Annotated in this window: 9 protein-coding genes; 5 read left to right on the top strand and 4 right to left on the bottom strand. The window is 59.8% G+C overall.

Annotation, left to right across the window (positions count from 1 at the left end; all coding sequences use genetic code 11):
* The first annotated feature begins 184 nt into the window (after positions 1 to 184).
* Positions 185 to 949: a GntR family transcriptional regulator gene (locus AD668_RS09395; RefSeq protein WP_053157457.1), complete on the top strand. Its 765-nt coding sequence runs from the start codon at positions 185 to 187 to the stop codon at positions 947 to 949.
* Between the two features lie 153 nt (positions 950 to 1,102).
* Here the strand turns inward: AD668_RS09395 and guaD are convergent, their stop codons facing one another.
* The 4 genes from guaD to xdhA all read right to left on the bottom strand — a co-directional run bounded on the left by guaD (position 1,103) and on the right by xdhA (position 7,274).
* Positions 1,103 to 2,407 (bottom strand): guanine deaminase, encoded by a 1,305-nt coding sequence (guaD, locus tag AD668_RS09400; protein WP_053157460.1) that lies wholly within the window; start codon positions 2,405 to 2,407, stop codon positions 1,103 to 1,105.
* Positions 2,408 to 2,430: 23 nt separating this feature from the next.
* Positions 2,431 to 3,288, bottom strand: a complete 858-nt coding sequence (gene xdhC, locus AD668_RS09405) for a xanthine dehydrogenase accessory protein XdhC (protein ID WP_053157463.1) — start codon at positions 3,286 to 3,288, stop codon at positions 2,431 to 2,433.
* A gap of 139 nt (positions 3,289 to 3,427) precedes the next feature.
* Positions 3,428 to 5,827 (bottom strand): xanthine dehydrogenase molybdopterin binding subunit, encoded by a 2,400-nt coding sequence (gene xdhB / locus AD668_RS09410; protein ID WP_053157464.1) that lies wholly within the window; start codon positions 5,825 to 5,827, stop codon positions 3,428 to 3,430.
* Positions 5,820 to 7,274, bottom strand: a complete 1,455-nt coding sequence (gene xdhA / locus AD668_RS09415) for a xanthine dehydrogenase small subunit (RefSeq protein ID WP_053157467.1) — start codon at positions 7,272 to 7,274, stop codon at positions 5,820 to 5,822. Before xdhA ends, xdhB begins: the two co-directional genes overlap by 8 nt.
* 265 nt (positions 7,275 to 7,539) lie before the next feature.
* Between xdhA and AD668_RS09420 the strand changes: the two genes are divergently transcribed.
* The 4 genes from AD668_RS09420 (at position 7,540) to ligA (ending at position 15,331) form a co-directional block, all read left to right on the top strand.
* A complete protein-coding gene (locus AD668_RS09420; RefSeq protein WP_053157469.1) occupies positions 7,540 to 8,199 on the top strand; it encodes a GntR family transcriptional regulator in 660 nt (219 codons plus the stop codon).
* A gap of 3 nt (positions 8,200 to 8,202) precedes the next feature.
* Positions 8,203 to 11,691 carry a chromosome segregation protein SMC gene (gene smc, locus AD668_RS09425; RefSeq protein WP_053157473.1) on the top strand — a complete coding sequence of 1,163 codons (3,489 nt, stop codon included), beginning with the start codon at positions 8,203 to 8,205 and terminating at the stop codon, positions 11,689 to 11,691.
* Positions 11,692 to 11,948: 257 nt separating this feature from the next.
* Positions 11,949 to 12,806 (top strand): cell division protein ZipA, encoded by an 858-nt coding sequence (gene zipA, locus AD668_RS09430; RefSeq protein ID WP_053157476.1) that lies wholly within the window; start codon positions 11,949 to 11,951, stop codon positions 12,804 to 12,806.
* A 167-nt stretch (positions 12,807 to 12,973) separates the two neighbouring features.
* Positions 12,974 to 15,331, top strand: coding sequence for an NAD-dependent DNA ligase LigA (gene ligA, locus AD668_RS09435; RefSeq protein WP_053157480.1), 2,358 nt, complete (start codon positions 12,974 to 12,976; stop codon positions 15,329 to 15,331).
* The last annotated feature ends 152 nt before the right edge of the window (positions 15,332 to 15,483 follow it).

Below are 15,483 nucleotides of genomic sequence, written 5' to 3' on the forward strand. Positions count from 1 at the left end.
CAAGCCTAAACTCAAAAGTAACCAGCCGTTGCGATACAGCCGAGGCAACATTCAGCCGTACAGTCGTGTTGCCACCATCCATTGTGTACAATCGCGGTGTTTTTTACGCGATACTTGCCAGCGACCCACTGTGCCGTATTACAGTCACCGTCAATTCGCCGCAGTTCTCCCGACTCGAGTGCCCATGAACGAACAGTTGCAGCCCCTCAAGAAACAACCGCGAGCAGGCAAAGCCGGCCGCAGCGGTACCCAGGACGATATTGTCTACGCGCACATTTTCGAGGCCATCCTTGAACAGCGCCTGGCGCCCGGCACCAAGTTGAGCGAAGAAGCGCTGGGGGAGATTTTCGGGGTTAGCCGCACCATCATTCGCCGCGCCTTGTCACGTCTGGCCCATGAGGGTGTGGTGTTGTTGCGTCCGAATCGCGGCGCAGTGGTCGCCAGCCCGAGCGTCGAAGAAGCCCGTCAGGTGTTCATGGCCCGGCGTCTGGTGGAGCGAGCGATCACTGAGCTGGCCGTTCAGCACGCCACGGCCGAGCAGATTGCCGAGTTGCGCCAGATGGTCAACGACGAGCGCGACAGTTTTTCCCGTGGTGATCGTGGTGCCGGTATCCGTCTATCGGGCGAATTTCACCTGAAACTGGCCGAGGCAGCGAAGAATGCGCCGTTGATCAGCTTCCAGCGCAGTCTGGTATCCCAGACCTCGCTGATCATCGCCCAGTACGAAAGCGGCAACCGTTCTCACTGCTCCTACGACGAACACACCCAGTTGATCGATGCCATCGAGGCGCGCAACGGTGAGCTGGCGGTGAGCCTGATGATGCATCACATGGATCACATCGACAGCAAACTCAACCTCGACGAGGAAAGTGCTTCGGATGATTTGCATGCGGTGTTCTCGCATCTTTTGCAGACCAAGAAGCCTGGGCGTTCGACTGCCAAGCTCTGAAAGATCACGTCGCGCCCCATCGCTGGCAAGCCAGCTCCTACAAGAGGGGCGTGAATCATTGTAGGAGCCGGCTTGCTGGCGATGACGTTAGGGCAGGCAATAAAAATCCCCCGGGCTGCAAAGCGCCGGGGGATTTTTTATGCCCGGAAAAACCTAGCGCTGATGCACCAGATTCCCCGCCGCATACGTCTGCTGTACCGTCCGGTCATCCCCCAGCGTCATCAGTACAAACAACGTCTCGGCAATATTATTGGCCTGCTTCAGGCGATAGCCCAGCAGTGGCGTGGCGTTGTAGTCCAGCACCAGGAAGTCGGCGTCGGTGCCCGGTTGCAGGTTACCGATCTTGTCTTCCAGGCGCAGTGCACGGGCGCCGCCGAGGGTCGCCAGGTACAACGACTTGAACGGACTCAAGCGCGCACCTTGCAACTGCATGACCTTGTACGCTTCGTTGAGGGTTTGCAGCAGCGAGAAACTGGTGCCGCCGCCGACATCGGTGCCGATGCCGACATTGAGCTTGTGCTTTTCGGCCATCGGCAGGTTGAACAGGCCGCTACCGAGGAAGAAGTTCGAGGTCGGGCAGAACGAGATCGCCGAACCGGTTTCTGCCAGGCGCGCGCACTCGTCATCACACAGGTGCACGCCGTGGGCAAACACCGAGCGCTCGCCGAGCAACTGATAGTGATCGTAGACGTCCAGGTAGCCTTTGCGCTCCGGGAACAGTTCCTTGACCCACTCGATTTCCTTGAGGTTTTCGCTGATGTGGGTCTGCATGTACAGATCCGGGTATTCGGTCAGCAGCTGGCCGGCCAGGGTCAGTTGCTCCGGGGTGCTGGTCGGTGCGAAGCGTGGGGTGACCGCGTAGTGCAGGCGACCCTTGCCGTGCCAACGCTCGATCAATGCCTTGCTTTCGACATAGCTGGATTCAGCGGTGTCGGTCAGGTAGACCGGGGCGTTGCGGTCCATCATCACCTTGCCGGCGATCATCCGCAGGTCGAGCTGCTCGGCGGCTTCGAAGAACGAGTTCACCGATTGCGGGTGCACGCTGCCGAATACCAGCGCAGTGGTGGTGCCGTTGCGCAGCAGTTCCTTGATGAAAATATCCGCGACCTGGTCGGCGTGGGCCTTGTCGGCAAACTGGCTTTCGCACGGGAAGGTGTAGGTGTTGAGCCAGTCCAGCAATTGCTCGCCATAGGCGCCGACCATGCCGGTTTGCGGCAGGTGGATGTGGGTGTCGATGAAACCTGGGGTAATCAGCGCATCCTGATAATGGGTGATCTCGATATCGGCTGGCAGGGTCGGCAGCAATTCGCTGGCGTGGCCAAGGGCACTGATTTTTCCGTTATCGACCACCAGCAAGCCGTCTTCGAAATACTCGTACGAGGCTTCGATGCCCACTTCGGCGGGGTCGGCGATGCTGTGCAGAATGGCGGCGCGGTAAGCTTTGCGAGTCAAAGGCATGTGAATTCTCAATGTCAGGCTTATCAGTTCGAGGCTGCTTGTTTGGCAACTTGGCTGCGGCGTGAAGCGGGCAGCAGTTTGGCAATCGGTTCGGCGCTGGACGTCTGCTGGCCGAAGTTCGCGTTATAGGTGGCGATGATTTCGCCGGCGATGGAGATGGCGATTTCCACAGGCAACTTGCCTTTGACTTCGCCGATGCCCATCGGGCAGCGCATGCGTTGCACGACACTCGCGTCGAAACCGCGATCACGCAGGCGGTGTTCGAACTTCACCCGTTTGGTCTTCGAGCCAATGAGGCCAAAGTAGGCAAAATCGTTGCGCTTGAGAATCGCAGCGGTGAGTTCGAGATCGAGCTGGTGGTTGTGGGTCATGACGATGCAGTAGCTGCCGGCGGGCAGGTCATCGATTTCATCCACCGGTTCTTCGCTGACGATCTTGCGCACGCCGTGGGGGATCTGCTCGGGGAATTCTGCCTCCCTTGAATCGATCCAGCGCACCCGGCACGGCAGACTGGCCAGCAACGGCACCAAGGCGCGCCCGACGTGGCCCGCACCGAACACGGCGATCTGCGCCTGTACCTGGCCCATCGGTTCGAACAGCAATACCGTGGCGCCACCGCAGCATTGGCCGAGGCTGGCACCGAGGCTGAAGCGCTCCAGATGCGTGTCCTGTTTGCCGCTGGCAAGCATCTCGCGGGCGATCTTCATTGCCTTGTATTCCAGATGCCCGCCGCCGATGGTGTCGAAGGATTGGCTGGCGCTGATGACCATTTTCGAACCGGCGTTGCGCGGCGTCGAGCCGAGCTCTTCGATGATGGTCACCAACACGCAGGGCTCGCTCCGGTTTTGCAGGTCGGCGAGGGCGTCGATCCAGTTGTACATAAACACCTCAACATCTCTGTTGTCTGTTCGGCCGTCTTCGCCAGCAAGCCGGCTCCTACAGGTTTCGTGTCGGTTGCAGAATCGCGATGCACCGCCTATCTGTAGGAGCCGGCTTGCTGGCGATACAGGCGCCTCGGTCTTAGAGCGAAGCCAACTCTGTCTCGGCCTCGACAGCCTTCGCCACCTTCAGCTGGCGCATCTGCTCGCAGCCCCACAACACCCGCTCCGGTGTCGCCGGTGCGTCGATCTTCGGTTGATGCCTGTAGTCACCCAGGCTGGCCACGGCATCCTTGATCGCACACCACGCCGCGATGCCGAGCATGAACGGAGGCTCTCCCACGGCCTTGGAATGGAACACCGTGTCTTCCGGGTTCTTGCGGTTTTCCACCAGCTTGACCCGCAGGTCCAGCGGCATGTCCGCCACGGCCGGGATCTTGTAGCTGGCCGGACCGTTGGTCATCAGCTTGCCTTTGTTGTTCCACACCAGCTCTTCCATGGTCAGCCAGCCCATGCCCTGGATGAAACCGCCCTCGACCTGGCCGATGTCGATGGCCGGGTTCAGCGAGGCGCCGACGTCGTGGAGGATGTCGGTGCGCAGCATCTTGTATTCGCCGGTCAGCGTATCGACCAGCACTTCGCAGCACGCCGCGCCAAAGGCGAAGTAATAGAACGGACGGCCGCGAGCCTGGCTGCGGTCGTAATAGATTTTCGGGGTCTTGTAGAACCCGGTGCTCGACAGCGACACCTGGGCGAAGTACGCCTGCTGGATCAGCGCTTCGAAGGTCAGGATGTGATCGCGGACCCGCACGTGGCCATTATGGAATTCGACGTCTTCTTCGCTGACCTTGTAATGGCGAGCGGCAAATTCGACGAGGCGTTGCTTGATGGTTTCTGCCGCGTTCTGCGCCGCTTTACCGTTCAGGTCGGCACCGCTGGAGGCAGCGGTCGGCGAGGTGTTCGGCACTTTGTCAGTGTTGGTCGCGGTGATCTGCACGCGGTCCATTTCCACCTGGAACACTTCGGCCACGACCTGCGCGACCTTGGTGTTCAGGCCCTGGCCCATTTCGGTGCCGCCATGGTTCAGGTGGATGCTGCCGTCGGTGTAGACGTGCACCAGGGCACCGGCCTGGTTGAGGAAGCTGGCGGTGAAGGAAATCCCGAATTTCACTGGGGTCAGCGCCAGGCCTTTTTTCAGGATCGGGCTGTTCGCGTTGTAGCGACGGATCGATTCGCGGCGCTCGGCGTACTGGCTGCTTTCTTCCAGTTCAGCGGTCATCTCTTCGAGCATGTTGTGCTCGACCGTCTGGTAGTAATGGGTGACGTTGCGCTCGGTCTTGCCGTAGTAGTTGGCCTTGCGAACCGCCAGCGGATCGAGGGCCAGATGGCGAGAGATGGCGTCCATCACTTCTTCGATGGCGACCATGCCTTGCGGGCCGCCGAAACCACGGTAGGCGGTGTTCGACGCCGTGTTGGTCTTGCAGCGGTGACCGTTGATGGTCGCATCGCCCAGGTAATACGAGTTGTCGGAGTGGAACATCGCCCGGTCGACAATCGACGCCGACAAGTCCGGCGAGCAACCGCAGTTGCCAGCCAGTTCCAGAGCGATACCGTGCAGGCGGCCGGTGCTGTCGAAGCCGACGTCATACTCGACGTAAAACGGGTGCCGCTTGCCGGTCATCAGCATGTCTTCGACACGCGGCAGACGCATTTTGGTCGGCTGACCGGTGAGGGCAGCGATCACCGCGCACAGGCACGCCGGACTCGCCGCCTGAGTTTCCTTGCCGCCGAAGCCACCGCCCATGCGACGCATGTCGACGACGATCTTGTTCATCGATACGTCCAGCACTTCGGCCACCAGTTTCTGCACTTCGGTGGGGTTTTGCGTGGAGCAGTAGACGATCATGCCGCCGTCTTCGGTCGGCATCACCGAGGAGATCTGGGTTTCCAGGTAGAAGTGTTCCTGGCCGCCGATGTGCAGGGTGCCCTGGATGCGATGTTCAGCAGTGGCCAGCGCCGTGGCCGAGTCGCCGCGTTGGTGGGTGTGGCTGTCGAGTACGAAGTGGCGCTTGCGCAGGGCTTCGACCACGTCCAGCACAGGTTCCAGGTCTTCATATTCGATGATCGCGGCCATCGCAGCCTTGCGTGCTGTTTCCAGGTCTTTGGCCGCCACGGCGATCACCGGTTGACCGACGAACTCCACGGTATCGATGGCCAGCAGCGGATCGCCCGGCAGCAATGGGCCGATGTCTTTCAGGCCCGGCACGTCTTCGTGGGTGATGGCGATGCGCACGCCTTCGAAGGCGTAGCAGGGCTTGGTGTCGATGCTGATGATTTTCGCGTGGGCGCGGTCCGACAGGCGCGCATAAACGTGCAGCTGGTTTGGAAACTCGAGGCGGTCGTCGATGTACTGCGCTTCTCCGGACACATGCTTGGCGGCGCTGTCGTGCTTGACGCTGCGGCCGACACCGGTGGTCAGGTCCTTGGCGAACAGTTCAGCCAGTTCGGCCTGGGTCTTCTCTACGGCGTGATGATTAGACATAAGCGGTCACCCGAGTCTCGATGTGCGGTGTTTGCAGTTCGATGAAGTATTTGCGCAGCAGGTTCTGCGCACTGAGCAGGCGATACTCCTTGCTGGCGCGGAAATCCGAGAGCGGCGTGAAGTCTTCGGCCAGGGCAGCGCAGGCGCGTTCAACGGTAGCGTTGTTGAACGGCGAACCGAGCAACGCGGCTTCACACGCAGCGGCACGTTTCGGGATGGCCGCCATGCCACCGAAGGCGACGCGGGCTTCAGCCACCACGCCGTTTTCCAGGCGAATGTTGAAGGCGGCGCAAACGGCCGAGATGTCGTCGTCCAGGCGCTTGGAGACCTTGTAGGCGCGGAACAGTTTTTCGACGCTGGCGCGAGGCACAATGATCTTCTCGATGAACTCGCTTTCCTGGCGCGCAGTGACTCGGTAATCGATGAAGTAATCTTCCAGCGCCAGGGTGCGGCGGGTTTCGCCTTTGCACAGTACGATCTGCGCGCCGAGGGCGATCAGCAGGGGCGGCGAGTCACCAATCGGCGAGGCGTTGCCGATGTTGCCACCGAGGGTGCCCTGGTTGCGGATCTGCAAGGACGCGAAACGGTGCAACAGTTCGCCGAAGTCCGGGTACTCGGCGTTCAAGGCTTCGTAGCAATCGGAAAGCGACGTGGCGGCGCCGATTTCCAGGCGATCGTCAAAGCGTTCGATGCGCTTCATCTCGGCGACGTTGCCGACATAGATCATCACCGGCAGGGTGCGGTGGAACTGCGTGACTTCCAGCGCCAGGTCGGTTCCGCCAGCCAGCAGGCGGGCTTGGGGATAGGCGTCGTAGAGGTCGGCCAGGTCGGCCACCGTCAGCGGCACCAGGCAGCGCTTGTCGCCACTGTTGAGTTCACCGATGTCGGTGGGCGCGATGGCTTTCAAGCGGGCGATGGTGTCGGCTTCGCGGGCATCGAACTGGTCCGGTTGCTTGCCGCAGCAGGATTGCTCGGCGGCTTCCAGAATCGGACGATAACCGGTGCAGCGGCACAGGTTGCCGGCGAGCGCTTCGTGGGCCTTGGCCTGATCCGGTGCATCGCTGTTCTTTTGCAGGGCAAACAGCGACATCACAAAGCCAGGGGTGCAGAAGCCGCACTGCGAGCCGTGGCATTCGACCATGGCTTTCTGCACGCTGTGCAGTTCACCCTTGTGCTTGAGGTCTTCAACGCTGATCAACTGTTTGCCGTGCAGCGACGAGACGAAGGTCAGGCACGAGTTGAGGCTGCGATAGCGAATGTGTTCGCGGCCATCGTCATCCGTTTGCAGTTCGCCGACCACCACAGTGCAGGCGCCGCAGTCACCGCTGGCGCAGCCTTCTTTGGTGCCGGGTTTGCCCACATGGTCGCGCAGATAATTGAGCACCGTCAGATTCGGGTCCAGGGCGTGCTCGCTACGGAGTTCCTGGTTGAGTAAAAACTGGATCACGGAAGGCCTCGCAGACTCATTATTGTTGTTAACCGATAGGACCGAATTTAGCAGGTCTGACTTTCCGGTCAATGATTTTCTGACTTAAAGGTCAGGAAAGTGCATTTTGTCGGTTAACGGCTCCTTTGTTCATTATTGACCCTCGATGGTCAGCCTGCTTTTTGCTTGAATCGTGCCAAAAACCACCGGGCAGGCTCTGCGCCATGACGTATCAATTGCGCTACACTGCGCCGCTTGTGCAGATCGAAGAGTTTGAAGGACAACCATGACGTTCAAGGCGCCGGACAGCCTCGCCGAGCAAATCGCTCACCACCTCGCCGAACGCATCATTCGCGGCGAAATGAAGCCCGGGGAGCGCATCCAGGAACAGAAGGTTACGCTGGCCCTCAATGTCAGTCGCGGATCGGTCCGCGAAGCCTTGCTGATCCTTGAGCGTCGGCACCTGATCGCGATACTGCCGCGACGTGGCGCCCACGTCACCGAGCTCACTGCACATAAAGTACAGAGCCTGTGCACGCTGATGAGCGAGATGTACATCCTGCTCGCCAATGCCGTGGCCAGTGGCTGGAAAGTCCAGGCCGACCTCGCGCCGTTCGTGCAGATTCAGCAACGCTTGACGGCCAGCTATGAGCGTCAGGACATCCATGCGTTTGTCGACGACAGTTTCAGTGTGATGCGTGCAACGTATCCGTTCGCCAACAACCCGTACTTGCAGGAAACCGTCGAGAATCTGCAGCCGGCCATGAGCCGTGCGTATTTTCTTGCCCTGGATCAGCGCAAGGCTTCGATGAGCGAGTACCTGGAACTGTTCGAACGCCTGCTCGCGGCGGTGATCGCCCGAGACTCTGCACAGATCCGCGAAGTGCTGACGGCTTACGCCCAGCGCAGCTGCGATCTGGTGATCTCTGCCCTGACGGATGCTTGAAGCGTGCGGCTAAAGTGCATCAAGCTGGCGGGGTTCAAGTCCTTCGTCGATCCGACCACGGTGAACTTCCCCAGCAACATGGCGGCGGTGGTCGGACCCAATGGGTGCGGCAAGTCGAACATCATCGACGCCGTTCGCTGGGTGATGGGCGAAAGTTCAGCCAAGAATTTGCGTGGCGAGTCGATGACCGACGTCATCTTCAACGGCTCGACCAGCCGCAAACCGGTAAGCCAGGCGAGCATCGAGCTGGTCTTCGATAACTCCGATGGCACGCTGCTTGGGGAATACGCGGCCTACGCGGAAATTTCCATTCGCCGCAAAGTGACCCGCGACAGCCAGACCACTTACTATCTCAACGGCACCAAATGCCGCCGTCGCGACATCACCGATATCTTTCTGGGTACCGGTCTGGGCCCGCGCAGTTATTCGATCATCGAGCAGGGGATGATCTCCAAGCTGATCGAATCCAAGCCCGAAGACCTGCGTAACTTTATTGAAGAAGCCGCGGGCATCTCAAAGTACAAGGAGCGCCGGCGCGAGACGGAAAACCGCATTCGCCGCACCCACGAAAACCTTGAGCGCCTGACCGACCTTCGCGAAGAGCTGACGCGTCAGCTCGAGCGTTTGCATCGCCAGGCCGAGGCTGCCAAGAAATATCAGGAATACAAGGGTGAGGAGCGTCAGCTCAAGGCGCAGTTGTCGGCATTGCGCTGGCAGGACCTGAACGATCAGGTCGGCCAGCGCGAAGCGATCATCGGTACGCAGGAAGTCTCTTTCGAAGCGTTGGTGGCCGAGCAACGCAATGCCGATGCGAGCATCGAGCGCTTGCGCGATGGTCATCATGATCTCTCTGAACGCTTCAATCTGGTGCAGGGGCGTTTTTATTCGGTCGGCGGCGATATCGCCCGGGTCGAACAGAGCATCCAGCACGGTCAGCAACGTTTGCGTCAGCTGCAGGACGATCTGAAAGAAGCCGAGCGCGCGCGCCTGGAAACCGAATCTCACCTGGGGCACGACCGTACGCTGTTGCTGACCCTCGGTGAAGAACTGGACATGCTCACGCCGGAGCAGGAAGTCACCAGCGCCGCGGCTGAAGAAGCTGCCGCCGCGCTGGAAGACTCCGAAACCACCATGCACGGCTGGCAGGAGCAGTGGGATACGTTCAACCTCACCGCCGCCGAGCCTCGACGTCAGGCAGAAGTTCAGCAGTCGCGGATTCAGCAGCTGGAAACCAGCATGGAGCGCCTGGCTGATCGTCAGAAGCGTCTGACTGAAGAGCGTGCCTTGCTTTCGGCGGATCCGGAAGACGCGGCGATCATGGAACTCAGCGAGCAGCTCGCTGAATCCGAAGCGACGCTCGAGGATTTGCAGACCAGCGAAGAAGCGCAGGTCGAGAAGCTTGAGCAATTGCGTCAGGAACTGCAGCAAGCGCTGTCGGCGCAGCAGCAGGCCCAGGGTGATTTGCAGCGGCTCAATGGTCGACTGGCCTCGCTGGAGGCCTTGCAGCAAGCCGCGCTCGATCCGGGTACGGGCACCGCCGAATGGCTGCGTGAACAGAATCTTGCGAATCGCCCACGCCTGGCTGAAGGCCTGAAGGTTGAAGCAGGCTGGGAGCTGGCGGTGGAAACCGTGCTTGGCGCCGATCTGCAAGCGGTGCTGGTGGATGATTTCAATGGTTTTGATCTGGCCGGGTTTGCCCAGGGCGACCTGCGTTTGCTCAGCCCGGCTGGCGATGGCGTGCGGGTGGCGGGCAGCTTGCTCGACAAGGTCGAGGCTCAGATCGATCTGTCGCCGTGGCTGGGGCAGGTCAAACCGGTCGACAGCCTCGAGCAGGCCCTGGCCTTGCGCGCTCAATTGACCGCCGGCCAGAGCCTGATCAGTCGCGATGGTTATTGGGTCGCTCGACATTTCCTGCGGGTGCGTCGAGCCAGTGAAGCCGAAAGCGGCGTGCTTGCCCGGGGTCAGGAAATCCAGCAGTTGGGGCTTGAGCGCGACGAGCGCGAAGCCACCGTCGAAACCCTGGAAACCCAGCTTCAGAATCTCAGGGCGCAGCAGCGTCAGCAGGAAAACGGTCGCGAACATCTGCGTCGTCTGCTGCAAGACGAAGCGCGTCAGCAAGGTGAACTCAAAGCGCAATTGTCTGCCGGTAAAGCCAAGGCGGAACAGTTGACCTTGCGTCGCACACGTCTCGATGACGAGCTCGTCGAGCTGGACGAACAGCGCGCGCTGGAACACGAAAACATCGGCGAAGCGCGCCTGCAATTGCAGGAGGCCCTCGACAGCATGGCGCTGGACACCGAGCAGCGCGAATTGCTGCTGGCCCAGCGCGACAGCTTGCGCGAACGTCTGGACCGGGTGCGTCAGGAAGCGCGTCAACACAAGGATCACGCACATCAATTGGCGGTGCGCCTGGGCTCGCTCAAGGCCCAGCACGATTCGACGCGTCAGGCGCTGGAGCGTCTGGAAATGCAGTCCGAACGCCTGACCGAAAAACGTGAGCAATTAAGCCTCAATCTGGAAGAAGGCGAAGCACCGCTGGAAGAATTGCGCCTGAAACTCGAGGAGCTGCTCGACAAGCGCATGACCGTCGACGAAGAGCTCAAGACCGCGCAGATCGCCCTGGAAGACGCCGACCGCGAACTGCGTGATGCCGAGAAGCGCCGCAACCAGGCTGAGCAACAGTCCCAACTGATACGCGGCCAGCTCGAAACCCAGCGCATGGAATGGCAGGCCCTGACGGTGCGCCGCAAGACCCTGCAGGACCAGTTGCAGGAGGACGGCTACGACCTGCACGGCGTGCTCACTACGCTGCCCGCCGAGGCCAACGAGAAAGACGCTGAAGAAGAGCTCGAGCGCATTGCCGCGCGCATTGCGCGCCTTGGTGCGATCAACCTCGCGGCCATCGACGAGTACCAGCAACAATCGGAGCGTAAACGTTATCTGGATGCACAGAACGACGATCTGGTGGAGGCTCTTGAAACGCTTGAGAACGTGATTCGCAAGATCGACAAGGAAACCCGCAACCGTTTCAAAGATACCTTTGATCAGATCAATGGCGGTTTACAGGCGCTTTTCCCAAAAGTTTTCGGTGGTGGACGCGCGTATTTGGAACTGACGGGCGAAGATCTACTCGATACAGGGGTAACAATCATGGCGCAGCCGCCCGGAAAGAAGAACAGCACCATCCATTTGCTCTCTGGTGGCGAAAAAGCCCTCACCGCATTGGCGCTGGTTTTTGCAATCTTCAAGTTGAATCCGGCGCCGTTCTGCATGCTCGATGAAGTTGACGCGCCACTGGATGACGCTAACGTTGGACGCTACGCACGGCTGGTGAAGGAGATGTCGCAAACGGTGCAATTCATCTACATCACCCACAACAAGATAGCCATGGAAATGGCTGATCAACTGATGGGTGTGACGATGCATGAGCCCGGCTGTTCGCGTCTGGTAGCTGTAGATGTGGAGGAGGCAATGGCGATGGTGGATGCCTGAGTCGAGGCTGCAGGATGATTGGTTGTGCTCTGTAGGACTTGATTGCGAGTATCAACTTGCTGGCTAATCGACATATTCGTTAAAGCCGGGGATGTAGACGGTGTAAAGTTGCCTTTGGTCGTGCTAGTTTAATGTCAATTTTTCGTATACGTGGGCAAAACACCTGTCAGAACATAGAGTTGGCGCCACGTTTTAAAGCGGTTTGCAGGTTGTAAACCCCTTATTTTTCAGCATTTTTTATAGAGGCACGGGATTACATGGAAATCGGTCTGCGCGAGTGGCTGATCGTCATCGGCATTATTGTCATTGCCGGTATTCTTTTTGATGGCTGGCGCCGTATGCGCGGCGGCAAGGGAAAACTGAAATTCCGCCTTGATCGAAACCTGTCCAGTCAGTCGGACGACGATACCGTCAGCGCCGAGGTGCTGGGCCCGCCGCGCGTGCTGGATACGCATAAAGAACCGCAACTGGACGAGCACGATCTGCCGTCGGTGAGCATGCCGGCCCGTGAGTCTCGCGAATCAGGCTCCAAGCGTGGCAAGCGTAGCCATGGCGAACCGTCACAGGGCGACATGAACCTCAGCCTGGATCTGGACGGCGGTCCGAGCTTCAGCAGTCGCGACGACGATTTTCCCGATGACAGCAAACCCGCGCCATCGGTCAGCGAAAGAGAACAGCCGCAGGCTGAAGAGGTGCTGGTGATCAGCGTGATCTGCCGTGATGCGGCCGGCTTCAAGGGCCCGGCATTGCTGCAGAACATTCTGGAGAGCGGTTTGCGTTTCGGCGAGATGGACATTTTCCATCGGCACGAAAGCATGGCGGGCAACGGCGAAGTGCTGTTTTCCATGGCCAACGCAGTCAAGCCAGGGGTGTTCGACCTGGACGACATCGATCATTTCAGCACCCCGGCCGTGAGCTTTTTCCTCGGTCTGCCAGGCCCGCGTCATCCGAAACAGGCCTTCGACGTGATGGTCGCGGCGGCGCGCAAATTGTCCCAGGAGCTGAACGGCGAACTGAAGGACGACCAGCGCAGCGTACTGACTGCCCAGACGATCGAGCATTATCGTCAGCGCATCGTCGAGTTTGAGCGCCGTGCCTTGACCCAGAAGCGCTAAGATCAAACGATCGCAGCCTCGTTTCACTCGACAGCTCCTACAGGATTGCGGATTGCCGTAGGAGCTGTGTAGGAGCTGTCGAGTGAAACGAGGCTGCGATCTGTTAAGCGCGATGAGATTTATCAGGAGCAGCCTCGGCTGCTCTTTTGCTTTATGAGAGAACACCCATGACTGCCGCCAAAAACCGCATTCTAGAACTGCGCGCCGAGCTGGATCAGCACAATTATCGTTATCACGTCCTCGACGAGCCGAGCATTCCGGACGTCGAGTACGACCGCTTGTTCAATGAACTCAAGGCTCTCGAAGCCGCCAACCCCGATCTGATCACCAGCGATTCGCCGACTCAGCGAGTAGGCAGTGCGGCGCTTTCGGCGTTTACCCAGGTGCGTCACGAAGTGCCAATGCTCAGCCTTGGCAACGCCTTCGAAGAAACCGACATGCGTGAGTTCGATCGCCGGGTGACCGAGGGCCTCGACCTGCCCGCCGGCGACCTGTTCGGTGGCGGCGCCACGGTTGAATACAGCTGTGAACCCAAGCTCGATGGCCTGGCGGTCAGTCTGCTGTATCAGGATGGAGTATTGGTCCGCGGCGCAACACGCGGTGATGGCACGACCGGTGAAGATATCAGCGTCAACGTGCGCACCGTGCGCAATATTCCACTCAAGTTGCATGGCACAGGCTGGCCGGCGACCCTGGAAGTGCGCGGTGAAGTCTTCATGTCCAAGGCCGGTTTCGAACGGCTCAACGCCACGCAGCTGGAAGTCGGCGGCAAGACGTTCGCCAACCCACGCAACGCGGCGGCAGGCAGTTTGCGTCAGCTGGACTCGAAGATCACTGCCAATCGCCCACTGGAATTCTGTTGCTACGGCATCGGCCAGGTGTCGGCGGATATTGCCGATACGCACATCGGCAATCTGCAGCAACTCCAGGCCTGGGGCATGCCGATCAGTCATGAGCTGAAACTGGCCAATGGCATCGCCGAATGCCTCGATTACTACCGCGATATCGGTGAGCGTCGCAACGCGCTGCCCTATGAAATCGATGGTGTGGTGTTCAAGGTCAACAGCATTGCCTCCCAGCGCGAACTGGGCTTTCGCGCCCGCGAACCACGTTGGGCCATCGCCCACAAATTCCCGGCCATGGAAGAGCTTACCGAGTTGCTCGATGTAGAGTTCCAGGTTGGACGTACTGGTGCTGTGACGCCAGTGGCGCGGCTTAAACCGGTCAAGGTTGCCGGTGTCACCGTGGCCAATGCCACGCTGCACAACATGGACGAGGTGGCGCGCCTGGGCCTGATGATCGGCGACACGGTGATCATCCGTCGCGCCGGTGACGTGATTCCACAAGTGGTGCAAGTGGTCATGGAGCGTCGCCCGGAAGACGCCCGGCCGGTGCAGATTCCGGAGCAGTGCCCGGTGTGCGGTTCCCATGTCGAGCGCACGCAGTTGATCAAGCGCAGCAAGGGTCGTGAGACCGTCAGCGAAGGCGCGGTGTATCGCTGTGTTGGCCGGCTGGCGTGTGGTGCACAGCTTAAGCAGGCGATCATCCATTTCGTCTCCCGTCGCGCCATGGACATTGAAGGCCTGGGCGACAAGAGCGTCGAGCAATTGGTGGATGAAGGCCTGGTCAGTTCGCCGGCCGATCTGTATGCCTTGAAGTTCGAGGACATTGTCGATCTGGAAGGCTTTGCCGAACTGTCGAGCAAGAAATTGCTCAGCGCCATCAAAGACAGCAAGAAACCGGGCCTGGCGCGTTTCATCTATGCCCTCGGGATTCCCGATGTCGGTGAGGAGACGGCCAAGGTTCTGGCCCGCTCGCTGGGTTCGCTGGAGCGGGTACAGCAGGCTTTGCCGCAGGTGCTGACGTACTTGCCGGATGTCGGTCTGGAAGTCGCGCATGAAATCCACAGTTTCTTCGAAGACGCGCACAACCAGCAGGTGATCGATGAACTGCTAAAGCATGGGTTGCAGATTCAGGATCAGGGTGAGCTGGGTGCCGAATTTGCGGCCAGCACCACTCTGGGTGGTTTCCTCGACAAGCTGCACATTCCATCGGTAGGGCCGGGCGGGGCGCAGAAATTGGCTGACCGGTTCGGCTCGCTGCAAGCAGTGATCGGCGCGGATTGGCTGGATATGCGCCAGGCACTGCCGGAGAAGCAGGCCAATTCGGTGCGCGAGTTTTTTGCGGTCGAGGAAAATCGACTATTGGCCGAAGCCGCCGAGAAGCAACTGGCCGATTTCGGCATGCACTGGAAGAGTGAAAAGAAAATTGTCGAAGGCCTGCCACTGGCGGGTCAGACCTGGGTGCTGACCGGCTCGCTGGAGCTGATGAGCCGCGATGTGGCCAAGGACAAGCTAGAAAGTCTGGGGGCGAAAGTCGCCGGCTCTGTGTCGGCCAAGACCCATTGTGTCGTTGCGGGGCCGGGAGCGGGGTCGAAGTTGACCAAGGCCAATGAGCTGGGCTTGAAGGTGCTGGATGAAGAGGCGTTTGTGGCGTTTTTGAGCACGCACGGTATTACCGTGTGATGCCCTACAGGTCTACGCAACCCTTGTAGGCGCTGGCTTGCCAGCGAAGAGGCCCGAAAGATTGGTGCAAGGCTCAAGACCGCCTTCGCCGGCAAGCCGGCTCCTACAAAAAAGGGGAACGTTCTTGAAGCGGGAATGATCTAGTCTCTGCA

The sequence above is a fragment of the Pseudomonas sp. P1.8 genome (assembly GCF_001269805.1).
In the GTDB taxonomy this organism is placed as follows: Bacteria; Pseudomonadota; Gammaproteobacteria; order Pseudomonadales; family Pseudomonadaceae; genus Aquipseudomonas.